Origin of the sequence: Allobosea sp. LC85 (assembly GCF_000735605.1) — a bacterium.
Taxonomy (GTDB): Bacteria; Pseudomonadota; Alphaproteobacteria; order Rhizobiales; family Beijerinckiaceae; genus Allobosea.
On record NZ_JPKG01000040.1, the window covers coordinates 56,445 to 79,250 of the forward strand.

At 63.9% G+C, this 22,806-nt stretch carries 18 protein-coding genes; all 18 read right to left on the bottom strand.

Annotated elements, in window-relative coordinates:
• Window positions 1-4 precede the first annotated feature (4 nt).
• The gene (rplB, locus tag FG93_RS18960; RefSeq protein WP_043237108.1) at window positions 5-847 is read right to left on the bottom strand and encodes a 50S ribosomal protein L2; all 843 of its coding nucleotides are present in this window, start codon (window positions 845-847) and stop codon (window positions 5-7) included.
• A gap of 15 nt (window positions 848-862) precedes the next feature.
• The gene (locus tag FG93_RS18965) at window positions 863-1,174 is read right to left on the bottom strand and encodes a 50S ribosomal protein L23 (protein ID WP_043237110.1); all 312 of its coding nucleotides are present in this window, start codon (window positions 1,172-1,174) and stop codon (window positions 863-865) included.
• On the bottom strand, window positions 1,171-1,791 hold the full coding sequence (rplD, locus tag FG93_RS18970; RefSeq protein ID WP_043237111.1) for a 50S ribosomal protein L4: 621 nt from the start codon (window positions 1,789-1,791) through the stop codon (window positions 1,171-1,173). The genes FG93_RS18965 and rplD overlap by 4 nt, the downstream gene beginning before the upstream one ends.
• Complete coding sequence (gene rplC / locus FG93_RS18975; protein ID WP_043237113.1) at window positions 1,791-2,516, bottom strand: 50S ribosomal protein L3; 726 nt, start codon at window positions 2,514-2,516, stop codon at window positions 1,791-1,793. Before rplC ends, rplD begins: the two co-directional genes overlap by 1 nt.
• Window positions 2,517-2,583: 67 nt before the next feature.
• The gene (gene rpsJ / locus FG93_RS18980) at window positions 2,584-2,892 is read right to left on the bottom strand and encodes a 30S ribosomal protein S10 (protein ID WP_043237115.1); all 309 of its coding nucleotides are present in this window, start codon (window positions 2,890-2,892) and stop codon (window positions 2,584-2,586) included.
• A gap of 69 nt (window positions 2,893-2,961) precedes the next feature.
• Window positions 2,962-4,152, bottom strand: coding sequence for an elongation factor Tu (gene tuf, locus FG93_RS18985; protein ID WP_043237117.1), 1,191 nt, complete (start codon window positions 4,150-4,152; stop codon window positions 2,962-2,964).
• A 47-nt stretch (window positions 4,153-4,199) separates the two neighbouring features.
• Complete coding sequence (gene fusA, locus FG93_RS18990; protein WP_043237119.1) at window positions 4,200-6,275, bottom strand: elongation factor G; 2,076 nt, start codon at window positions 6,273-6,275, stop codon at window positions 4,200-4,202.
• A gap of 33 nt (window positions 6,276-6,308) precedes the next feature.
• Window positions 6,309-6,779 carry a 30S ribosomal protein S7 gene (rpsG, locus tag FG93_RS18995; protein WP_043237120.1) on the bottom strand — a complete coding sequence of 157 codons (471 nt, stop codon included), beginning with the start codon at window positions 6,777-6,779 and terminating at the stop codon, window positions 6,309-6,311.
• A gap of 72 nt (window positions 6,780-6,851) precedes the next feature.
• Window positions 6,852-7,223 carry a 30S ribosomal protein S12 gene (gene rpsL, locus FG93_RS19000; RefSeq protein WP_038358286.1) on the bottom strand — a complete coding sequence of 124 codons (372 nt, stop codon included), beginning with the start codon at window positions 7,221-7,223 and terminating at the stop codon, window positions 6,852-6,854.
• Window positions 7,224-7,794: 571 nt separating this feature from the next.
• Window positions 7,795-8,925, bottom strand: a complete 1,131-nt coding sequence (locus FG93_RS19010) for a helix-turn-helix transcriptional regulator (RefSeq protein ID WP_043237124.1) — start codon at window positions 8,923-8,925, stop codon at window positions 7,795-7,797.
• Between the two features lie 160 nt (window positions 8,926-9,085).
• Window positions 9,086-13,267 carry a DNA-directed RNA polymerase subunit beta' gene (rpoC, locus tag FG93_RS19015; protein ID WP_043237125.1) on the bottom strand — a complete coding sequence of 1,394 codons (4,182 nt, stop codon included), beginning with the start codon at window positions 13,265-13,267 and terminating at the stop codon, window positions 9,086-9,088.
• A 126-nt stretch (window positions 13,268-13,393) separates the two neighbouring features.
• On the bottom strand, window positions 13,394-17,515 hold the full coding sequence (rpoB, locus tag FG93_RS19020) for a DNA-directed RNA polymerase subunit beta (protein WP_043237127.1): 4,122 nt from the start codon (window positions 17,513-17,515) through the stop codon (window positions 13,394-13,396).
• Between the two features lie 274 nt (window positions 17,516-17,789).
• On the bottom strand, window positions 17,790-18,167 hold the full coding sequence (rplL, locus tag FG93_RS19025) for a 50S ribosomal protein L7/L12 (protein ID WP_043237129.1): 378 nt from the start codon (window positions 18,165-18,167) through the stop codon (window positions 17,790-17,792).
• A 53-nt stretch (window positions 18,168-18,220) separates the two neighbouring features.
• Window positions 18,221-18,736, bottom strand: a complete 516-nt coding sequence (gene rplJ / locus FG93_RS19030) for a 50S ribosomal protein L10 (RefSeq protein WP_043237131.1) — start codon at window positions 18,734-18,736, stop codon at window positions 18,221-18,223.
• A gap of 500 nt (window positions 18,737-19,236) precedes the next feature.
• Window positions 19,237-19,935: a 50S ribosomal protein L1 gene (gene rplA / locus FG93_RS19035; RefSeq protein WP_043237132.1), complete on the bottom strand. Its 699-nt coding sequence runs from the start codon at window positions 19,933-19,935 to the stop codon at window positions 19,237-19,239.
• 13 nt (window positions 19,936-19,948) lie between these two features.
• The gene (rplK, locus tag FG93_RS19040) at window positions 19,949-20,380 is read right to left on the bottom strand and encodes a 50S ribosomal protein L11 (protein WP_043237133.1); all 432 of its coding nucleotides are present in this window, start codon (window positions 20,378-20,380) and stop codon (window positions 19,949-19,951) included.
• 155 nt (window positions 20,381-20,535) lie between these two features.
• A complete protein-coding gene (locus tag FG93_RS19045) occupies window positions 20,536-21,153 on the bottom strand; it encodes a cytochrome b (RefSeq protein ID WP_081881656.1) in 618 nt (205 codons plus the stop codon).
• Entirely contained in the window at window positions 21,150-22,760 is a 1,611-nt protein-coding gene (locus tag FG93_RS19050; protein WP_043237136.1) for a methyl-accepting chemotaxis protein, read from the bottom strand. The genes FG93_RS19045 and FG93_RS19050 overlap by 4 nt, the downstream gene beginning before the upstream one ends.
• Window positions 22,761-22,806: the final 46 nt, after the last annotated feature.

Consider the following 22,806-nt stretch of genomic DNA (forward strand, 5'->3'; position numbering starts at 1 on the left):
GACCTCAGTTCTTCTTCTTGCGGGCGTGACGGCTCGACACGATGAACGTATCGGTCCGCTTATTCGAGCGGGTCTTCTTGCCCTTGGTCGGCAGTCCCCACGGCGTGACCGGGTGACGACCGCCCGAGGTACGACCCTCACCACCACCGTGCGGGTGGTCGACCGGGTTCATCGAGACGCCGCGGTTATGCGGACGACGGCCGAGCCAGCGCGAGCGACCGGCCTTGCCCATGTTGGTGTTCATGTGGTCGGGGTTCGAAACCGCGCCCACTGTAGCATAGCACAGGCCGCTGATCAGGCGCTGCTCGCCCGAGTTCAGGCGAACGATGACATAGCCCTGGTCGCGACCGACGATCTGGGCGTAGTTGCCCGCAGACCGTGCCAGCGCCCCGCCCTTGCCGATCTTGAGCTCGACATTGTGGACGATGGTGCCGATCGGCATCGCACCCATCGGCGAAGCATTGCCGGGCTTGATGTCGACCTGGTCGCCGGAAATGACGCTGTCGCCAACAGCCAGGCGCTGCGGCGCCAGGATGTAGGCCTGCTCGCCATCGGCGTACTTGAGCAGAGCGATGAAGGCGGTGCGGTTCGGATCGTATTCGATCCGCTCCACCGTCGCTGCCACGCCCGGCTTGCCGCGACGCTTGAAGTCGACGATCCGGTAGGTCTGCTTATGTCCACCGCCACGGAAACGAACCGTGATGCGGCCGAGATTGTTGCGGCCACCCTTCGAGGACTTGCCCTCGGTGAGAGCCTTGACCGGCTTGCCCTTGTAGAGCTCGCTGCGGTCGACGATCACGAGCTGGCGAAGGCTCGGCGTGATCGGCTTGAAACTTTTCAAAGCCATGATGACGATCCTTCCTCAGAGGCCCGTGGTCACGTCGATCGAGTGACCTTCTTCGAGGGTCACTACGGCCTTCTTGACGTCCGAACGCTGTCCGAGCCGGCCCCGGAAGACCTTGACCTTGCCTTCGGTGACCAGCGTGTTGACACTCTTCACCTTGACATCGAACAACTTCTCGATAGCCGCCTTGATCTGCGGCTTGGTCGCGGTCTTCGCGACCTTGAAGACGACCTTGTTGTGCTCGGAGAGCATGGTCGCCTTTTCGGTGATCACCGGGCCACGAATGACATCGTAGTGGCGCGGATCCAGGTTCTTTGCAGACTGGCTCATTTGAAGCGCGCCTCCAGCGCATCGACAGCCGAGCGCGTCAGCACGAGCTTATCGCGACGCAGGATGTCGTAGACGTTGATGCCCTGAACCGGCAGGACGTCGACGTTCGGGATCGAACGAGCGGCCAGGCCGAAGTTCACATCGATCTCGGCGCCGCCGATCACCAGCGCGCTGGACAGGTCCAGCTTGCTGAAATGGCCGAGCAGGACCTTGGTCTTCGGCTCGGCGAGCGTGACGTCGTCGATGACGATCAGGCCGGCGTCCTTGGCCTTGGCCGAGAGCGCATGGCGCAGAGCCAGGGCACGCACCTTCTTCGGCAGATCATGCGTATGATCACGCACGATCGGACCGAAGGCCTTGCCGCCGCCGCGGAACTGCGGAGCCGAGGCTGCACCGTGACGAGCGCCACCGGTGCCCTTCTGCTTGTAGATCTTCTTGCGGGTGCGATCGACTTCCGAACGGCCCTTGGACTTGTGGGTCCCGGCGCGACGCTTGGCGAGCTGGTAGCGCACCATGCGGGCGAGAAGATCGGCGCGCGGCTCAAGGCCGAAGATCGAGTCAGAAAGCTCGACCGAGCCGGCATTGCCGCCCTCGAGAGTGGTGATATCGAGCTTCATCACGCGTTCTCCTCAACTGCTTCAGCCGCAGGAGCCTGCGTGGTCTCACCAGAAACCTTGAACTTGCCGGGGAGCGGCGCATCCTTCGGCAGGGCGCGCTTGACGGCGTCGCGGACATGGATCCAGCCGCCGGCAACGCCGGGAACGGCGCCCTCGACCAGGATCAGGCCGCGCTCGGCGTCCGTCTGGACGACGCGCAGGTTCTGCGTGGTCACGCGCTCGGCACCGAGATGGCCCGGCATCTTCTTGTTCTTGAAGGTCTTGCCGGGGTCCTGACGACCGCCGGTCGAACCGATCGAACGATGCGAAACCGAGACACCGTGCGTGGCGCGCAGACCGCCGAAGTTCCAGCGCTTCATACCGCCGGCGAAACCCTTACCGGTGGTGGTGCCGCTGACATCGACGAACTGGCCGACGACGAAGTGATCGGCAGTCAGCTCGGCGCCGACGGGGATCAACGCATCGTTGCTGACGCGGAACTCCACGACCTGGCGCTTGGGCTCGACCTTGGCCACGGCGAAATGGCCGCGCTCAGCCTTCGAGACGTTCTTGACCTTGGCCAAGCCCGACCCGAGCTGAACGGCGACATAGCCGTTCTTCTCGATCGTGCGATGCGCGACAACCTGGCAGCTGTCGAGCTTCAGCACGGTGACTGGGATGTGTTCACCGGCATCCGTGAAGATGCGGGTCATCCCGACTTTCTGTGCAATCACACCGGAACGCATCGGTGCATACCTTCTCTTGGGGTCATGTCCATCCGGGGTATCCGGAAACAGAGGACCCGACGATGGATCAGAGCTTGATTTCGACGTCGACGCCGGCGGCGAGATCGAGCTTCATGAGGGCGTCGACCGTCTGGGGGGTCGGATCGACGATGTCCAGGACCCGCTTGTGGGTCCGCATTTCGAACTGCTCGCGCGACTTCTTGTCGATGTGGGGCGAGCGGTTGACCGTGAACTTCTCGATAAGCGTCGGCAGCGGGATGGGCCCGCGAACCTGGGCGCCTGTCCGCTTCGCCGTCGACACGATCTCGCGCGTGGAGGCGTCGAGGATGCGGTGGTCGAACGCCTTGAGGCGGATCCGGATGTTCTGACCGTTCATGGTCTTGTTCTCTCCGTGACGTGAAAAGGCAAAGGCCCTAGGAAGGGCCTTCGCCCTCACGAAAACGCGTTACGCGATGATGCTGGCGACGACGCCGGCGCCGACGGTCCTGCCGCCTTCGCGGATGGCGAAGCGCAGCTTCTCCTCCATCGCGATCGGCACGATCAGGTGCACTTCCATGGCGATGTTGTCGCCAGGCATCACCATCTCGGTGCCCTCAGGCAGGTGCACCACGCCGGTCACGTCCGTCGTGCGGAAGTAGAACTGCGGGCGGTAGTTGGTGAAGAACGGCGTGTGGCGGCCGCCCTCTTCCTTCGTCAGGATGTAGGCCTCGGCCTTGAACTTGGTGTGCGGCTTCACCGAACCCGGCTTGCACAGCACCTGGCCGCGCTCGACGTCCTCGCGCTTCGTGCCGCGCAGCAGCGCGCCGATGTTGTCGCCCGCCTGGCCCTGGTCCAGCAGCTTGCGGAACATCTCGACGCCGGTCACCGTCGTCTTCACGGTGTCCTTCAGCCCGACGATCTCGATTTCCTCGCCGACCTTGACGATGCCGCGCTCGACGCGGCCGGTCACCACCGTGCCGCGGCCCGAGATCGAGAACACGTCTTCGACCGGCATCAGGAACGGCTGGTCGATCGGACGCTCCGGCTGCGGGATATAGGCGTCGACCGTCTTCATCAGCTCGAGAACCGCGTCATGGCCGATCTCGGGCGAGACGTTGTCCAGCGCAGCCTTGGCCGAACCCTTGGTGATCGGGATGTCGTCGCCCGGGAAGTCGTACTTCGACAGAAGCTCGCGGATCTCCATCTCGACCAGCTCGAGCAGCTCGGCGTCGTCGACGAGATCGACCTTGTTCATGAACACCACCAGCGCCGGAACGCCGACCTGGCGCGCCAGCAGGATGTGCTCGCGGGTCTGCGGCATCGGGCCGTCGGCCGCCGACACAACCAGGATCGCGCCGTCCATCTGCGCCGCACCCGTGATCATGTTCTTCACGTAGTCGGCGTGGCCGGGGCAGTCGACATGCGCATAATGCCGGTTCGCCGTCTCGTACTCGACGTGAGCCGTCGAGATCGTGATGCCGCGGGCCTTCTCCTCAGGCGCCTTGTCGATCTGGTCATACGCCGTGTACGACGCGCCACCGGTCTCGGCCAGAACCTTCGTGATCGCAGCCGTCAAAGACGTCTTGCCATGGTCAACGTGACCAATCGTTCCGATATTGCAGTGCGGCTTCGTCCGCGCAAACTTCTCTTTGGCCATCGTAGCCTCCGTCAGATCTTGTTCAAATGTTCAGTCGAATGGGTGGATCAGGCGTACTTGGCCTGAACCTCGGCGGCGACCGCCGAAGGAACCTGCTCGTAGTGGTCGAACTGCATCGTGTAGTTGGCGCGTCCCTGGCTGAACGAGCGCAGCTGGTTGACATAGCCGAACATGTTCGCCAGCGGCACCATCGCGTTGATGACGACGGCGTTGCCGCGCATGTCCTGGCCCTGGATCTGGCCACGACGCGAGTTCAGATCGCCGATGACCGAACCGGTGTAGTCTTCCGGGGTCACGACTTCGACCTTCATGATCGGCTCGAGCAGGACGGAACCGCCCTTCTGGAGTGCTTCACGCAAGCCGGCCCGCGATGCGATTTCGAAGGCAAGAGCCGACGAGTCGACTTCGTGGAAGGCACCGTCGACCAGCTGGACCTTGACGTCCACGACCGGGAAGCCGGCGAGCACGCCCGAGCCGATGACCGAGTTGAGGCCCTTTTCGACGCCGGGGATGTATTCCTTCGGCACCGAGCCGCCGACGACCTTCGACTCGAACTCGAAGCCCTTGCCGGTCTCGTTCGGCTCGACAATCAGCTTGACGCGGGCGAACTGGCCCGTACCGCCGGTCTGCTTCTTGTGGGTGTAGTCGATCTCGGCCTTCTTGGTGATCGTCTCGCGATAGGCGACCTGCGGCGCGCCGATATTGGCGTCGACCTTGTAGGTGCGCTTCAGGATGTCGACCTTGATGTCGAGATGCAGCTCGCCCATGCCCTTCAGGATGGTCTGGCCGCTCTCTTGGTCGGTCGAGACGCGGAAGGACGGATCCTCGTTCGCGAGCTTCGACAGGGCGAGACCCAACTTCTCCTGGTCGGCCTTGGACTTCGGCTCGATCGCGATCGTGATGACCGGCTCGGGGAACTCCATCCGCTCCAGGATGACCGCGTGGGTCGGATCGCACAGCGTATCGCCGGTACGGACGTCCTTGAGGCCGGCCAGGGCGACGATGTCGCCGGCAAAGGCCTCCTTGATGTCTTCACGGTTGTTCGCGTGCATCAGCAGCATGCGACCGACACGTTCCTTCTTGTCGCGCGTCGAGTTGATCACGCCGGCGCCGGTCTCGATCTTGCCCGAGTAGACGCGGCAGAAGGTGATCGTGCCGACGAAGGGGTCGTCCATGATCTTGAAGGCGAGCATGGAGAAGGGATCTTCGTCGCGCGGATGACGAACGGTCTCTTCTTCGGTCTTGAAATCGATGCCCTTGATGTCGCCACGATCGACCGGCGACGGCAGGTAATCCACGACCGCGTCGAGCAGGGGCTGAACGCCCTTGTTCTTGAAGGACGAGCCACAGAGCACGGGATGGAAGGCGCGACGCTGGACCGCGGTGCGAATCAGCCTGCGCAGCGTGTCGGCAGACGGCTCGGTGCCTTCGAGATAGGCTTCCATTGCCGCATCGTCCATTTCGACGGCGGCTTCGACCAGCTTGCCGCGATACTCGGCAGCCTTGTCGGCGAGATCGGCAGGGATCTCCTTCTCTTCGAAGGAGGCGCCCAGCGCTTCGCCATTCCAGACGATCGCCTTCATCTTCACCAGGTCGATGACGCCGGCGAATTCCGCCTCTGAACCGATCGGGATCTGCAGGCAGACCGGCTTGCCGGCGACACGGTCAATGATGTCCTGGACGCAGCGATAGAAATCGGCGCCGATCTTGTCCATCTTGTTGACGAAGACAACGCGCGGAACGTCGTACTTGTCAGCCTGGCGCCAGACGGTCTCGGTCTGGGGCTCGACGCCCTGGTTGCCGTCGAGCACGCAGACGGCACCATCGAGCACGCGCAGCGAACGCTCGACTTCAATGGTGAAGTCGACGTGGCCAGGAGTGTCGATGATGTTCAGGCGATGGTCGCGCCACAGGCAGGTCGTCGCGGCGGAGGTGATCGTGATGCCACGCTCCTGCTCCTGCGTCATCCAGTCCATGGTGGCTGCGCCATCATGGACTTCGCCGATCTTATGCGACTTGCCGGTATAGAACAGGATACGCTCAGTCGTCGTCGTCTTGCCGGCGTCGATATGCGCCATGATACCGAAGTTGCGGTACCGATCGATGGGATGGGAACGGGGCATGAGAGTGCTCTGTCTTTCGTCGGGTGCCGCAGATTACCAGCGGTAATGCGAGAAGGCGCGGTTGGCTTCCGCCATCCGGTGCGTGTCTTCACGCTTCTTCACTGCGTTGCCGCGGTTGTTCGCCGCGTCCATCAGCTCGGCCGAGAGACGCTCGACCATGGTCTTGTCGTTACGGCCGCGAGCAGCCGAGATCAGCCAGCGGATCGCCAGCGCCTGACGGCGCTCGGTGCGAACCTCGACCGGAACCTGGTAGGTCGCGCCACCGACACGACGCGAGCGAACCTCGATCGCCGGAGCGACGTTCTCGAGCGCGCTCTTGAAGACGGAGAGCGGATCGCTCTTGGTCTTGCCTTCGATGATGTCGAAAGCGCCGTAGACGATCCGCTCAGCGGTCGACTTCTTACCTTCGTACATCACGGAGTTCATGAACTTCGTGACTACGATATCACCGAACTTCGGGTCCGGGATAACTTCGCGTTTTTCGGCGCTATGGCGGCGGGACATCGTCTAGTCTCCGGTCAAATCTTAAAAGCTGCGAACCGCCTCAGCATCAAGCCTCGGCGGTCGGGCAGAAAATCACTTCGGACGCTTGGCGCCGTACTTCGAACGGCGTTGCTTACGGTTCTTGACGCCCTGCGTATCGAGCACACCGCGCAGGATGTGGTAGCGCACGCCGGGCAAGTCCTTGACGCGACCACCACGGATCATCACCACCGAGTGCTCCTGAAGGTTGTGGCCCTCACCCGGGATGTAGCCGATGACCTCGAAGCCGTTGGTCAAACGCACCTTGGCAACCTTACGAAGCGCCGAGTTCGGCTTCTTCGGGGTCGTCGTATAGACGCGCGTGCAGACGCCGCGCTTCTGCGGGCAGGACTCAAGCGCCGGAGCGGTGTTGCGCGCCTTGACGGGCGAGCGTGGCTTGCGGATCAGCTGGCTGATTGTCGGCATTCTGGCCTCTCGCTCCACTGAGCGGTTGGAATTCTTTTCGGTCGCTCCCCGAACCGGTCAAAGCCATGACATAAACGAAGCCGCGCCGTCGGCTCCCCTCGGGGGCCTCAGGCGCGTTCGCCAAGCAGAGGAACACGGAACTCGTCCGCATTCATGCGTCTTGCCATGTCGTCAATCGACGCAGGAATTTACGACGGCGTTTCGGTCGCGAAATTCGCTCGCAGCAAAGGCAAGCGACAAACGTGTCCGACAACCGTCGACAGTGGCGCGCTTATGACTCAGGTGGAGATTCGCGTCAACCCCGAATTCGCATTCGCAGCGAAAGCGTTAACCACCACCCTGCTAAAGGCCGGCCGGGCTCTCACGGACCGCCGGAAAGTGGCAGGCGGCTAAGGGTGAAGATCACCAATGCCGTCAGGGCAAGGTAGAGCGAAACGCCGCGCAACACCACCATCGCCACTCCCCTCTTCCACGTCGATCATGCGGTGACGGGTTGCCGTACGGGCAACTCCCATTTGGGGGCGGTGTTCGACCACGATTGCCTCGGCATGGTCTCATCAACAGAACAGGGCTAGCGCAGCACCAGTCTGGCCAGCAGGGCGGATAGCTCGCTCTGGCGGGAAACGCCCACCTTGGCGAAGACGCGCTTGAGCGTCGTACGGGCCGTCTCTTCCGAGATCCCCAGCGCCTGGGACGCGTTGCGAGGGGCAAGTCCCGCACCAACCAGCGCCGCGATCCGGGCCTCAGCCAATGTGAGGCCGAACAGGTCGCGCACAAGCGCCGGATCGGCGGGCTCGCCTGGCTGCGCGCTGGTCACGACTGCAATCACACTGGTCTCTGAGAGCATGCGCTCCACCCCCGTGGCAGCGGCTGCACAGACCGGCAGGACGTGCACGGCAAGCGTCCCGTCGCGGTCCAGTCCAGGGATCAGCAGCGGCCGCGGCACCGCCGTCAAGGTATCGGCGCTCGCCGCGCTCGCTCGTGCGATCGCTTCGGACAAGGCCTCCTGCGGCAGGATGGAGCGCGCCGCCAGTCGCCCTTGCGAGACCAGGAGCGCATCACCGCATAACTGCTCTGCAACAGGATTTGCGAAGATCACATGGCCGGCAGCATCGAGCAGGAACACCCCGACGCTGAGTCGAGCCAGCACGTCGGCCAATGACTGCTGGGTCGCTTCTGCGGTGATCAGCCGGATGCCGAGCCTGAGCGCATTCTCGACATGCCGCCCCAACTGGCTGAGCGTCGCAAGCTCCTCCTCGGCGAAGGCCGGCTTGCTGTCGGCGCGCTGGACCGAGAGCGCAACCGCGACATGGGGATCCGGCGAGATGCTGACGCCCGCGAACCATTTCAGCCCCTGACGCTTGAGGAACTGGCTGTAGAACGGCAGGGTTTCGAGTTCCTCGGACGTTGCGATGTGACGCTCGGTGATCGCATCGGTCCGGGTCAGGTATCCCCGCTCGCGCGAGCGGGAGAAGCGCACATCGTGCCGCCACCATTCGTCCCGGTCATACTCCTTCTGCCCCTCGACGAGGGTCGGCGAGACAATGATCCCGTAGCTGCCATCGTCCCGCTGGTAGATCAGCACAGCGCCAACATCGTCGAAGCAATCGGCAATAGTCTGCAGAGCAGCCGGCCAAAGAGACGGCGTGGCCGCAGCCGCATAGACCGCCTCCACTGCACTCACGAAGCGCTGACCGTCCATGGACGACCTCCCAACTGATTAACATGTTAGATCACAGCTGGGCGCGGAGACGAAATTCTCCTTTCGTCGCTGAGACCGCCACGAACAGCCCCGAGAGCAGGCACAAAACAAAAAGGGCCGCCCGAAGGCGGCCCTTTCGCAAGTCGTGTTCGGCGGTGCCTTACTCGGCTGCCGGAAGAGCGGCCGCCGCAGCTGCGGCCTTGGCCGCCGCATCCGCCTTCTGGCCGACGATGAGATCGTCGCGGCGCAACGCCACCTGCTTGATGCGGGCGACCTGGGCGCCGGTGCCGGCCGGGATGAGCGAGCCGACGATGACGTTCTCCTTGAGGCCTTCGAGGGTATCGTACTTGCCGTTGACCGCCGCTTCGGTGAGGACGCGGGTGGTCTCCTGGAACGACGCCGCCGAGATGAAGGAGCGCGTCTGCAAGCTCGCCTTGGTGATGCCGAGCAGGACCGGAACGCCGCTGGCCGGCTTCTTGCCCTCTTCGCGCATCTTGGCGTTGATCTCCTCCAGCTCGATGCGATCGATCTGGTCGCCGGTGATGATGTCGGTATCACCGGACTCGGTGATCTCGACCTTCTGCAGCATCTGCCGGACGATGACCTCGATGTGCTTGTCGTTGATGCCCACGCCCTGGAGGCGATAGACCTCCTGGATCTCGTTGACGAGATAGGCCGCAAGCTCTTCGACGCCCTTGATCGCCAGGATGTCGTGCGGCGCCGGATTGCCGTCGAGGATGTAGTCCCCCATCTCGACGACGTCGCCGTCCTGGAGATGGATGTGCTTGCCCTTCGGGATCAGGTACTCGAGCCCGTCCGAGCCGTCATGCGGGGTCAGCGTGACCCGGCGCTTGTTCTTGTAGTCCTTCCCGAAGCCGATGACGCCGGCCTTCTCGGCGATGATCGCCGCATCCTTCGGACGACGCGCCTCGAACAGCTCCGCCACCCGCGGCAGACCGCCGGTGATGTCGCGGGTCTTGGCCGAGTCGGTCGAGACACGGGCGAGCACGTCGCCTGCCTTGGTCATCTGGCCCGGCTCCATCGAGATGATGCCGTCGACGGGCAGGATGTAGCGGGCTTCGCCACCACGGGCGAGCTTCGCAACCTTGCCGTCAGGGCCGTGCACGGTGATCGCCGGACGAAGATCCGACGTCCGGGCCGAACCACGCCAGTCGATGACGACGCGCTTGCTGATGCCGGTCGCCTCGTCGGTCGTCTCGGTGATCGACATGCCGTCCACGAGATCCTCGTAGCCGACCGAGCCGTCCACCTCGGCCAGGATCGGACGGGAATAGGGATCCCACTCCGCCAGGCGCTGGCCGCGCTTGACCTTGTCGCCTTCGTCGACCCGCATCTTCGAGCCGAACTGGACACGGTGCACCGCGCGCTCGGCGCCATCCGGCCCGACGATCACGATGGCGATGTTGCGCGCCATGGCGATCAGGTCGCCATCCGAGTTGCGCGCCGCATTGCGGTTCCGGATCTTCACCGTGCCCTCGAAATTGGACTCGATGAACGACTGGTCCGCGATCGTCGCCGCGCCGCCGATGTGGAAGGTACGCATGGTGAGCTGCGTGCCCGGCTCGCCGATCGACTGCGCCGCGATGACGCCGACCGCCTCACCCATGTTGACGGGCGTGCCGCGGGCAAGATCGCGCCCGTAGCAGGTGGCACAGACGCCATTCTTGGTCTCGCAGGTGAGAACCGAACGGATCTTCACCTCCTGGACGCCGGCAGCGTTGATCTTCTCGATATGGCTTTCCTCGATCATCGTACCCTTCGGCACGAGGACGTTGCCGTCGATATCCGTGACGTCTTCCGCCGCGGAGCGGCCGAGGATGCGGATACCGAGCGAAGCCACGACCTGACCGGCATCGATGATGGCGCGCATCTTGATGCCGTTGTCCGAGCCGCAATCGACCTCGGAGATGATGGCATCCTGCGCCACGTCGACGAGACGGCGGGTGAGATAACCCGAGTTCGCCGTCTTGAGCGCGGTGTCGGCCAGACCCTTACGGGCGCCGTGCGTCGAGTTGAAGTACTCGAGCACGTCCAGACCTTCCTTGAAGTTCGAGATGATCGGGCTCTCGATGATCTCGCCGGACGGCTTGGCCATCAGGCCGCGCATGGCGGCAAGCTGGCGCATCTGGGCTGGCGAACCACGGGCACCCGAGTGGCTCATCATGTAGATCGAGTTGATCGGCTTGTCGCGGCCGGTCTCGTCCTTCTTCACGGTCGAGATGCGCGCCATCATCTCCTGGGCGAGCTTGTCGGAGCACTTTGCCCAGGCGTCGACGACCTTGTTGTACTTCTCGCCCTGGGTGATCAGGCCGTCCTGATACTGCTGCTCGTAGTCCTTGGCGAGCGCACGGGTGGTGTCGACGATCTCCCACTTGTTCTCCGGCACGACCATGTCGTCCTTGCCGAAGGAGATGCCGGCCTTGAAGGCGTGCTTGAAGCCGAGGCCCATGACGCGATCGCAGAAGATCACCGATTCCTTCTGACCGCAGCCGCGATAGACGGCATCGATCATTCCGGAGATCTCCTTCTTCGTCATCAGGCGGTTGACGACGTCGAAGGTCACGGCCGGGTGCTCGGGCAGCGCGGTCGAGAGGATCACGCGGCCGGGCGTGGTGTCGTAGATCTTGGTGTACGGCTTGCCGTCCTGGCCGACGCCGGTCCAGCGATATTTGATCTTCGAATGCAGCGTCACGACCTTCTCGTGCAGCGCGTATTCGAGCTCGCCGAAATCGCCGAAGATCTTGCCCTGGCCCGGCTCGCCATCCGAGATAATCGAGAGGTAGTACAGGCCGAGCACGATATCCTGCGACGGCACGATGATCGGCTGGCCGTTCGCCGGGTGCAGGATGTTGTTGGTCGACATCATCAGCACGCGTGCTTCCAGCTGCGCCTCGAGCGACAGCGGGACGTGCACGGCCATCTGATCGCCGTCGAAGTCAGCGTTGAACGCGGCGCAGACCAGCGGATGAAGCTGGATCGCCTTGCCTTCGATCAGCACCGGCTCGAAGGCCTGGATGCCGAGGCGGTGCAGCGTCGGGGCGCGGTTCAGCAGCACCGGATGCTCGCGGATGACCTCGTCCAGGATATCCCAGACCTCCGGCTTCTCCTTCTCGACCAGCTTCTTGGCCTGCTTGACCGTGGTCGAGTAGCCCTTCGCGTCGAGGCGCGCATAGATGAACGGCTTGAACAGCTCGAGCGCCATCTTCTTCGGCAGGCCGCACTGATGCAGCTTCATCTCCGGGCCGACGACGATGACCGAACGGCCGGAATAGTCGACGCGCTTGCCCAGCAGGTTCTGCCGGAAGCGGCCCTGCTTGCCCTTCAGCATGTCGGCGAGCGACTTCAGCGGGCGCTTGTTGGCACCCGTGATGACGCGACCGCGGCGGCCGTTGTCGAACAATGCGTCGACCGACTCCTGCAGCATCCGCTTCTCGTTGCGGATGATGATGTCAGGCGCGCGCAGCTCGATCAGGCGCTTCAGGCGGTTGTTGCGGTTGATGACGCGGCGATAGAGATCGTTCAGATCCGAGGTCGCGAAGCGACCGCCGTCGAGCGGCACCAGCGGACGCAGATCGGGCGGGATCACCGGAACGATGGTCATCACCATCCATTCCGGCTTGTTGCCGGACTCCTGGAACGCCTCGATGATCTTGAGGCGCTTCATCAGCTTCTTCGGCTTCAGCTCCGAGGTCGTCGTCGCGATCTCGTGCTTCAGATCCATGTTGATCTTGTCGAGATCGAGCGCGCGCAGCATCTCGCGGATGGCTTCCGCGCCGATCATAGCCGTGAAGGTGTCAGCGCCATACTCTTCCTGGCAGCGGACATACTCCTCCTCGGACAGGAGCTGACGATCCTTGAGAGGCGTCAGGCCCGGCTCGATGACGACATACGACTCGAAATAGAGCACGCGCTCGAGTTCCTTGAGCGGCATGTCCATCAGCAGGCCGATGCGCGACGGCAGCGACTTCAGGAACCAGATATGGGCAACCGGAGCGGCGAGCTCGATATGGCCCATGCGCTCGCGCCGGACGCGTGCGAGCGTCACTTCGACGCCGCACTTCTCGCAGATCACGCCCTTGAACTTCATGCGCTTGTACTTGCCGCACAAGCACTCGTAGTCCTTGATCGGCCCGAAGATGCGGGCGCAGAACAGGCCGTCGCGCTCGGGCTTGAAGGTACGGTAGTTGATGGTCTCGGGCTTCTTGATCTCGCCATAGGACCACGACAGGATCTTTTCCGGGCTCGCGATCGAAATCTTGATCGCGTCGAACGCCTGCTGTGTCGGCTGCTGGCCGAAAAGGTTCATGACCTCTTGCTTCATCGCCTGTCTCCTGCCGCCGGCGGGGGAGTGAACCGCCCTGCCCGGCCATCATGCGAATAAGCCGGCGGCGTGAGTGTCGCCGGCATGCTGTGTTCGTCTCGAGGCGGCCCTTACGGGCCCGCCCCCTTATTCGGCAGCTTCCGCCGGCGGCAATTCGCCCGGCTTCTGCTTGTTGCTGATCAATTCGACATTGAGGCCGAGCGAACGCATTTCCTTGACGAGAACGTTGAAGCTCTCGGGGATGCCCGCCTCGAAATTGTCCTCGCCGCGCACGATCGACTCGTAGACCTTGGTGCGGCCTGCCACGTCGTCCGACTTCACCGTCAGCATTTCCTGCAGGGTGTAGGCGGCGCCGTAGGCTTCAAGCGCCCAGACCTCCATTTCGCCGAAGCGCTGACCGCCGAACTGCGCCTTGCCGCCCAGCGGCTGCTGGGTAACGAGCGAGTACGGGCCGATCGAACGCGCGTGGATCTTGTCGTCGACCAGATGGTGCAGCTTCAGCATGTAGATGTAGCCGACCGTGACCTTGCGATCGAAGGGCTCGCCGGTCCGTCCGTCATAGAGCGTGACCTGACCGGACTTGTTGAGCCCCGCCTGCTCGAGCAGATGCTCGATGTCCGACTCCTTGGCGCCGTTGAAGACCGGGGTCGCGATCGGAACGCCGCGGCGCAGGTTCTGGCCCATCTCGACCAGCTCCGCATCGTCCATCGACGCAACGATCTCGTTGTCACCGTACACGGCCTCGAAGCTTGCCCGCAGAGCCTTGCCGTCATGCGCCTTCTTGTAGACGTCGATGGCCTTGGCGATCTGCTTGCCGAGACCGGCAGCGGCCCAGCCCAGATGGGTCTCCAGGATCTGACCGACATTCATGCGGCTCGGCACGCCGAGCGGGTTCAGCACGATGTCGGCATGGGTGCCGTCCTCGAGGAAGGGCATGTCCTCGGCAGGAACGATGCGCGAGACGACGCCCTTGTTTCCGTGGCGGCCGGCCATCTTATCGCCCGGCTGGATCTTGCGCTTCACCGCGACGAAGACCTTGACCATCTTCATCACGCCCGGAGGCAGTTCGTCGCCGCGCTGCAGCTTCTCGACCTTGTCGAGGAAGCGCTGCTCGAGGCGCTTCTTCGACTCGTCGTACTGCTTCCGCATCGCCTCGATTTCGGTCATCAGGGCGTCGTCGCCGACGGCGAACAGCCACCACTGCGAACGCGGGAACTCGCTCATCCCCTCGCGGGTGATGACCGTGTCCTTCTTGAAGCCCTTCGGACCGGCGAGGCCGGTCTTGCCGGTCAGGATCTCGGCCAGACGCGCAAAGGTGTTGCGGTCCAGGATCGCCTGCTCGTCGTCGCGGTCCTTGGCGAGACGCTCGATCTCCTCGCGCTCGATCGCCTGTGCGCGCTCGTCCTTGTCGACGCCGTGGCGGTTGAACACGCGCACTTCGACGATGGTGCCCTGCACGCCCGGCGGAACACGCAGCGAGGTGTCGCGGACATCCGAAGCCTTTTCGCCGAAGATGGCGCGGAGAAGCTTCTCTTCAGGCGTCATCGGGCTTTCGCCCTTCGGCGTGATCTTGCCGACCAGGATGTCGCCCGCAGCGACCTCCGCACCGATATAGACGATGCCTGCTTCGTCGAGGTTCTTCAGCGCCTCTTCCGAAACGTTCGGAATGTCGCGCGTGATTTCCTCAGGACCCAGCTTCGTATCGCGGGCCATGACCTCGAATTCCTCGATATGGATCGAGGTGAAGATGTCGTCCGAGACGATCTTCTCCGAGAGCAGGATCGAGTCCTCGAAGTTGTAGCCGTTCCACGGCATGAACGCGACGAGCACGTTGCGGCCTAGGGCCAGTTCGCCGAGCTCCGTCGACGGGCCGTCGGCGACGATGTCGCCCTTCTTGATCATGTCGCCGACGCGCACCAGCGGACGCTGCGTGATGCAGGTCGACTGGTTCGAGCGCTGGAACTTCTGCAGACGGTAGATGTCGACGCCCGGCTTGGTCGGGTCCATCTCGTCAGAGGCGCGGATAACGATACGCGTCGCGTCGACCTGGTCGACGATGCCGGCGCGGCGGGCAGCGATGGCCGCGCCCGAGTCACGGGCGACAACCGCTTCCATGCCGGTGCCGACGAAGGGCGCATCGGCGCGAACCAGCGGCACCGCCTGGCGCTGCATGTTCGAGCCCATCAGCGCGCGGTTGGCGTCGTCGTTCTCGAGGAACGGGATCAGCGCCGCGGCGACCGAAACGAGCTGCTTCGGCGACACGTCCATGAAGTCGACCTTGTCGACCGGCGTGACGATGACTTCACCGGCGCGGCGGCAGACGATCAGGTCGTCGGTCAGACGGCCGCTCGCATCGGTCGCGGCGTTCGCCTGGGCGACGTTGTACTTCGCCTCCTCCATCGCCGAGAGATAGATGATCTCGTCGGTGAGCTGGCCGTCGCGGATGCGGCGGTAGGGGCTCTCGATGAAGCCGTACTTGTTCACCCGCGCGAAGGTGGCGAGCGAGTTGATCAGGCCGATATTCGGGCCTTCCGGCGTCTCGATCGGGCAGATGCGGCCGTAATGCGTCGGGTGCACGTCGCGCACCTCGAACCCGGCGCGCTCGCGGGTCAGGCCACCCGGGCCAAGCGCCGAAAGACGGCGCTTGTGAGTCACTTCCGAGAGCGGGTTCGTCTGGTCCATGAACTGCGAGAGCTGCGACGAGCCGAAGAACTCGCGCACAGCGGCAGCCGCCGGCTTGGCGTTGATCAGATCCTGCGGCATCACCGTGTCGATATCGACCGACGACATGCGCTCCTTGATGGCGCGCTCCATGCGCAGCAGGCCCAGACGGTACTGGTTCTCCATGAGCTCGCCGACCGAGCGCACACGGCGGTTGCCGAGATGGTCGATGTCGTCGATCTCACCCTTGCCGTCGCGCAGATCGACCAGCGCCTTGACGACCGCGAAGATGTCCTCCTTGCGCAGGATGCGCACGGTGTCCTCGGCGTCGAGATCGAGACGCATGTTCATCTTCACGCGGCCGACAGCCGAGAGGTCGTAGCGCTCCGAGTCGAAGAACAGCGACTGGAACATGTTCTCGGCGGTCTCGAGCGTCGGCGGCTCGCCGGGACGCATCACGCGGTAGATGTCGAACAACGCTTCCTCGCGGCGCGAGTTCTTGTCCACGTTCAACGTGTTGCGGATGTAGGGCCCGACCGTGATGTGGTCGATGTCCAGCACCGGGATCTCGTCGAAGCCTTCATCGGTCAAGAGCTTGAGCAGCTTCTCGCTGATCTCCTCGCCGGCTTCGGCGAAGACCTCGCCGGTCGCCGGGTTGACCAGATCCTCGGCAATGTACTGGCCGTAGAGATCCTCGTCGGTCGCGCGCAGGAACTTCAGGCCCTTCTCGGCGAGCTGGCGGGCGGTACGAGCGACCAGCTTCTTGCCGGCCTCGACCACGACCTCGCCGGTGTCGGCATCGATCATGTCGACCGTCGCCTTGAAGCCCTTCATGCGCTCGGCATCGTAGGGAACGCGCCAGCCCTGCTTATCCTTGGCGTAGGTGATGTGGTTGTAGAAGCGCCTGAGGATCTCCTCGCCGTCCATGCCGAGAGCAAACAGCAGCGACGTCACCGGGATCTTACGCTTCCGGTCGATACGCGCGTAGACGATGTCCTTGGCGTCGAACTCGATGTCGAGCCAGGAGCCGCGATAGGGGATGATGCGCGCGGCAAAGAGCAGCTTGCCCGAAGAATGGGTCTTGCCCTTGTCGTGATCGAAGAACACGCCCGGCGAACGGTGCATCTGCGAGACGATGACGCGCTCAGTGCCGTTGACGATGAAGGTGCCGTTATCCGTCATGAGCGGCATGTCGCCCATATAGACATCCTGCTCCTTGATGTCCTTGACCGACTTCGCCTGGGTATCGGGATCGATATCGAACACGATCAGGCGCAGCGTCACCTTGAGCGGAGCCGAGAACGTCATGCCGCGCTGACGGCATTCGTCGACGTCGTATTTCGGCGGCTCGAAGGTGTATTTCACGAATTCGAGCAGCGAAGCGCCCGCGAAATCGCCGATCGGGAACACCGATTTGAAGACGGACTGCAGGCCCTCGTCGGAGCGGCCGCCCTTGGGCTCGTCCACCATCAGGAACTGGTCGTAAGACGCCTTCTGAACCTCGATGAGGTTCGGCATCTGCGCGACTTCCTTGAGTTTTCCGAAGAACTTGCGGACGCGCCTGCGGCCCTGGAGCGAATTGACCATGTTGTTCCTCGCGATCTCTCTCGGACGGCTCACCCGGCGGCCCGCTCGCGGACCAGTCTTGGCAGCCACAGGCCGCCGGGGGAGCCGTTCGGCGCCTCGGCGCGCCGACATCAACTGAACTGGCCTTCCCGATAGGGCTTGTGCCCCGGAAAGCCTCTTGCATTCCTTGCGCCGCATTCCACTTGCCGGAAACGACGCAACAGCCCCGGAGGCGGATGACCGCCCCGGGACTGTCGTGTACGACTAGGGTCGGACCGGCATCAGCCGGCCCTGCTCACTTGAGCTCGACCTTGGCGCCGACGGCCTCGAGCTGCTTCTTGAGCTTCTCGGCCTCGTCCTTGGTCACGCCTTCCTTGAGCGGCTTCGGAGCGGCTTCCACCAGATCCTTGGCTTCCTTCAGGCCGAGACCGGTGATGGCGCGGACTTCCTTGATCACTTCGATCTTCTTGTCGCCGGCAGCGGCGAGAACGACAGTGAACTCGGTCTGCTCTTCGACAGCGGCAGCCGGAGCGCCACCGGCCGGGCCAGCCGCAACGGCGACGGCGGCAGCGGCGGAAACGCCCCACTTCTCTTCGAGAAGCTTGGCGAGGTCAGCGGCCTCGAGGACCGTCAGGGAGGACAGCTCGTCAACGAGCTTAGCAAGATCAGCCATGGTATGTTCCTACGATAAAGAGGTTCGAACGTTGATCAGGTTGGCAGACGGCCTTAGGCCGCATCCTTGTCGGCATATGCCTGAAACACGCGAGCGAGCTTTGCAGCAGGCGCGGTCGAGAGCTGGGCGATCTTGGTTGCCGGGGCCTGGAGAAGGCCGAGCAACTTGGCGCGCAGTTCGTCGAGCGAGGGCATCGTGGCCAGGGCCTTGACACCATCCGGGTTCAGGGAGGTCTTGCCCATCGCGCCGCCGAGGATGACAAGCTTGTCATTGTCCTTGGCGAAAGCGACGGCGACCTTCGGCGCCGCGACCGGATCGCTGGAATAAGCGATCAGGGTGGGGCCCTTCAGCAGCGGGCTGATGGACGCGACGTCGGTGCCTTCAAGAGCGATCTTGGCCAGCCGGTTCTTTGCGACCTTAACAGTGGCGCCATTGGCCTTCATCTCGCGACGAAGCTTCTGGAACTGTGCCACCGTCAAACCCGCATAGTGGGCCACGACAACGACCGACGTGTTTGCGAACACGCCGTTCAGTGTCGCGACGGCATCATTCTTTGCCGCTCTTTCCACTGGGCTCTCTCCGGTAGGCGGCAAGACGAAACCTTGCCGCCAGTTGCACTTGTCGCGCAGGCTTGGCCGATTGACACCGGCCGGTCACATGCGCGACGCTCAGTGCCCTGTCCCCTTCCCCGGCATCAGCCACGGTCGGGCGAGATGGTTCGAACCGTCTCGAGGTCTCTCGACCTCGGGTAAGCTCTTGCACCGTCTATGCAGGCCTCTTGGCGAAATTATGCCCTCGGGCGAACCCGAAGCGCACCTGCAGTCTCAGACAGGACTGGGTGATTCCGGCACGAAGATCGCTCCACGCGCCCGAAAAACCCATTCTTCGACGGTAAACCGTCGAAAAACGCGAAACGGACCTCCTCGTGCAAAGCACGCGGAAGCCCTGATCACTTATGGAAACATCGGGATGTCATAGCGACTTCCCTCGCTTCTGCCAAGTGGTGTCTTGATCCCGCGAGATCAAGACGAGCTTGCGGCCGGCGCAAAGCCGGCCGCATTGGAGTCTATCAGCCGCCCAGAACCGTGTTCGGCTCGATCTTGACGCCCGGACCCATGGTCGAGGAAATCGCGACGCGCTGGACATAGGTGCCCTTGGCGCCGGCGGGCTTCGCCTTGGCAACCGAATCCGCGAAGGCGCGGATGTTCTCTTCGAGCTTCTCGGCCGTGAACGAGACCTTGCCGACGGCGGCATGCACGATGCCGGCCTTCTCGACGCGGAACTCGACCGAGCCCCCCTTGGAGGCCGCGACAGCGCTGGTCACGTCCATGGTCACCGTGCCGACCTTCGGGTTCGGCATCAGGCCGCGCGGGCCGAGCACCTTACCGAGGCGGCCGACCAGCGGCATCATGTCCGGGGTCGCGATGCAGCGATCGAAATCGATCGTGCCCTTCGAGACGATGTCGACCAGTTCCTCGGCGCCGACAACGTCGGCTCCGGCCTTCTTGGCCTCCTCGGCCTTGGCGCCACGAGCGAACACGGCGACGCGCAGGACGCGGCCCGAGCCGTTCGGCAGGTTGCAGACGCCACGGACCATCTGGTCGGCGTGACGCGGATCGACACCGAGGTTCATCGCGACTTCGACGGTCTCGTCGAACTTGGCGGTGGCGCGGCCCTTGATCAGGGCAACGGCTTCGGTGAGCGGGTAGAGCTTGGTGCGGTCGATGCCCTCACGGGCCTTGACGACGCGTTTTCCGACGTGTGCCATTGATCCGTCCCCCTCAGCCCACGACTTCCAGGCCCATGGACCGGGCAGAACCCCGGATCATGGCCACAGCCGATTCGACGTTGTCGCAGTTCAGATCGGCCATCTTCTTCTCGGCGATCTCATTGAGCTGCGCCGAGGTGACCTTGCCGACATTGCCGCCGCGCCCCGGGGTCTTCGAACCCGCAGTCAGGCCAGCCGCCTTCTTGAGGAAGTACGACACCGGCGGCTGCTTCATCTCGAAGGTGAAGGAGCGATCCTGATACGCGGTGATGATCACCGGGATCGGCATGCCCTTTTCCATCTGCGCGGTCTTCGCATTGAAGGCCTTGCAGAATTCCATGATGTTGAGACCGCGCTGACCCAGCGCCGGACCGATCGGGGGCGACGGATTGGCCGCGCCCGCCGGAACCTGAAGCTTCACGTAGCCCGTGATCTTCTTTGCCATGATGGCTGCTCCTGCCGTCCGAACCGGTGCCTACCGGAACGACGACGACCCCTCCCGGACAAAACGCGTCCCGGGCCGGGGTGGTTGCAGAGCGTGGTGCGGCGAGGAGATCCGGTTGGCAAACCGGCACGCCTTCCACGCATGTGAGGCGCGGCCTATGGCATATTCGGGAATGAAGGGGAAGAGCTTTCGCGCTGCGGCATCTTTGCCGCCGCCCTGGAAGGGCGTCCCGCCCCCCGCTGAACATAGTCGCCGAGCGCGATGCCGATATGCAGGACGACCAGCCCCATCAGGGCGAAGGCAAGCCAGGCATGGCTCTTGAGCAATTGCTCGGAATAGCCGGCCTCTTCCGGCCAGATCGCCGGCAGCGTCAGGCCGAAGGCAAGTTCCCGCGCACCAAAGTCGGAAACGCCGGCCCAGCCAAGCACCGGCACGATGATCAGCGCGGCATAGAGCACACCATGGACCGCCCTGTCCCCGCCCCCTTCCCGCCAGTGCCCGGTCAGGCGCGCCAGCACCCTGTAGGCCATGCGGAAGAGCACGAGTCCGAACAGCCCCGCACCGGTCGTCTTGTGCAAGGTGTAGAGCGTGTCCGCCGTCGGCCCATCGCCGATCTGCTTCATCAAGACGCCGGAGCAGAAGAGCACCAGGACCAGCGCTGCGGTCGCCCAATGCAGCAGCTTTGCCAGGAATGGGAAGCTGCGTTGCCCCCCGCGAGCTGCGGTACCCCCCATGACAAACCCCTCGCGGGACGGCGATATCGGCACGGTCATGTGCGCATCCGTTGCGTTTCGGACATGAAGCCATCAACAGCTTGACGCAGTTCGGCGGCCTGGCGGCCGAGATCGGCGGACGCGTGCGTGACCGTCTCGGCGGTCCGGCGCCAATCCTCGACCATCCCGGCGACCTGATCGACCTGCTCCGCCACGAGACGGACATCACCGGCGGTCTTGCTTGTGCTCTCGCTGATCGAGCGAGAGCTCGCATCCTGCTTGCGCGCCAGATCGGCGATCGAATCCGCAGCGCGCTCCACCTGGTTGACCGAGGTCACCAGCGCACCGACCCGCATGGTGATGCGCTGAGCCGCGACATTGATGGAATCGAGCCCGCTCCGGACCTGATTGGTCGCTTCGGCGGAGCGGTTTGCGAGTTGCTTGACCTCGGCTGCAACCACAGCGAAGCCGCGGCCGCTTTCTCCGGCCCTCGCCGCCTCGATCGTGGCGTTGAGCGCAAGCAGGTTGGTCTGGTTCGCGACCGTCCCGATGATCGTGATGATCTCCGAAATGGCCCCGACCGCCTCGCACAATACGACCGTATCGGCGGTGGCCTCCTCGACCAGCACCTTGGCAGCGGTCGCAACCTCGGTCGTCCGCTGCGCCTCGCCAGCCGTCGTCGTCAACAGGCGCGAGATATCGATCAGGGAGCACGAGACGTCATCGACATGGGTCGAGGCCCGCTGTGTCGAACCAGCGGCAGTGGCCGCTCGCTCATCCACGGAGCCCGAGAAGCGTGCAAGTTCGCCCGACGCGCCCGACATGCGCGCCGCATGTTGCTCCAGCACCGTTGCGATCGAGGCGATGCGCTGCTGGAAGGCCTGCCCCTGCAGTTGGAGACGATCACGCCGCTCGACCTCGTGCGACAGCGCCTCGAGACGCTGTTTGGCCGCCTCCTGCTGGGCCTGCTCGCCCCGCAGATGCGCCAGCAGCGCCCGCGCCAGCATGCCGATCTCATCGCGCCGGATCGCCAGCTTGCCGATCCACGCCCGATCCCGCTCGACCGCGCCAAGGGCGCGCGCCATCCCCGTGATCGGCCGCACCAGCCAGCGATGTTCCAGCGTGATGACCAGGACGACCAGGAACACGCCAAGCAGCGACAGCAGCAGCTTGTTCTGCCGGGCGCTGTCGACATGAAGAGCCAGCCGACCGCTGACCTCGGTCATCCCCTCGTTCAGGGCGACGCGCAGTTCGTTTCGCTTCGCCGCAAGCCGCTTCAGCGATTCGCGGGCTCCGATATGGTCCGATCCGACCTGCCCCGAAAGCTCCCCGAGGAGATCGACGGCCTCCTGCGCACGTGCATGGACGGAGCCGTGAAGGCGCATGGCGATATCGGCGATGCTCCGCGCCACCACTTCGATATCGGCTTTGTCTGCAGGCGGTCCACTATCGGACAGAAGCGAGGCGTTCAGGCGCTGATAGGCGGAATCGGCCCCGGCAAGCGCATCGCCCGCGCCAGCATAGGCCACAAGATCCCGCGAGAACTGTGTCAGGCGTATCGAGCTGATGACGTCAGCCGCCGCAAGGAGAAGCGCAACAAGGCCAAGCAGCGCCCCCCAGACGGCAAGACGCTGACCGACAGTTGCCTTGAAGCTCTTCGGAAACATGCAAGCCCGCGCCGAATTTTCGGCGCGGACCTTGCGTCAGCATGGC

What these genes read in the sequence shown, in the direction of transcription:
- rplL (WP_043237129.1), bottom strand. Translation starts at nt 18,167, where the DNA reads ATGGCTGATCTTGCTAAGCTCGTTGACGAGCTGTCCTCCCTGACGGTC.
- rpoB (WP_043237127.1), bottom strand. Translation starts at nt 17,515, where the DNA reads ATGGTCAATTCGCTCCAGGGCCGCAGGCGCGTCCGCAAGTTCTTCGGA.
- tuf (WP_043237117.1), bottom strand. Translation starts at nt 4,152, where the DNA reads ATGGCCAAAGAGAAGTTTGCGCGGACGAAGCCGCACTGCAATATCGGA.
- rpsJ (WP_043237115.1), bottom strand. Translation starts at nt 2,892, where the DNA reads ATGAACGGTCAGAACATCCGGATCCGCCTCAAGGCGTTCGACCACCGC.
- FG93_RS19045 (WP_081881656.1), bottom strand. Translation starts at nt 21,153, where the DNA reads ATGACCGTGCCGATATCGCCGTCCCGCGAGGGGTTTGTCATGGGGGGT.
- FG93_RS18965 (WP_043237110.1), bottom strand. Translation starts at nt 1,174, where the DNA reads ATGAGCCAGTCTGCAAAGAACCTGGATCCGCGCCACTACGATGTCATT.
- rplB (WP_043237108.1), bottom strand. Translation starts at nt 847, where the DNA reads ATGGCTTTGAAAAGTTTCAAGCCGATCACGCCGAGCCTTCGCCAGCTC.
- FG93_RS19010 (WP_043237124.1), bottom strand. Translation starts at nt 8,925, where the DNA reads ATGGACGGTCAGCGCTTCGTGAGTGCAGTGGAGGCGGTCTATGCGGCT.
- FG93_RS19050 (WP_043237136.1), bottom strand. Translation starts at nt 22,760, where the DNA reads ATGTTTCCGAAGAGCTTCAAGGCAACTGTCGGTCAGCGTCTTGCCGTC.
- rplA (WP_043237132.1), bottom strand. Translation starts at nt 19,935, where the DNA reads ATGGCACACGTCGGAAAACGCGTCGTCAAGGCCCGTGAGGGCATCGAC.
- rplC (WP_043237113.1), bottom strand. Translation starts at nt 2,516, where the DNA reads ATGCGTTCCGGTGTGATTGCACAGAAAGTCGGGATGACCCGCATCTTC.
- rplD (WP_043237111.1), bottom strand. Translation starts at nt 1,791, where the DNA reads ATGAAGCTCGATATCACCACTCTCGAGGGCGGCAATGCCGGCTCGGTC.
- rplK (WP_043237133.1), bottom strand. Translation starts at nt 20,380, where the DNA reads ATGGCAAAGAAGATCACGGGCTACGTGAAGCTTCAGGTTCCGGCGGGC.
- rpsL (WP_038358286.1), bottom strand. Translation starts at nt 7,223, where the DNA reads ATGCCGACAATCAGCCAGCTGATCCGCAAGCCACGCTCGCCCGTCAAG.
- rpoC (WP_043237125.1), bottom strand. Translation starts at nt 13,267, where the DNA reads ATGAAGCAAGAGGTCATGAACCTTTTCGGCCAGCAGCCGACACAGCAG.
- rpsG (WP_043237120.1), bottom strand. Translation starts at nt 6,779, where the DNA reads ATGTCCCGCCGCCATAGCGCCGAAAAACGCGAAGTTATCCCGGACCCG.
- fusA (WP_043237119.1), bottom strand. Translation starts at nt 6,275, where the DNA reads ATGCCCCGTTCCCATCCCATCGATCGGTACCGCAACTTCGGTATCATG.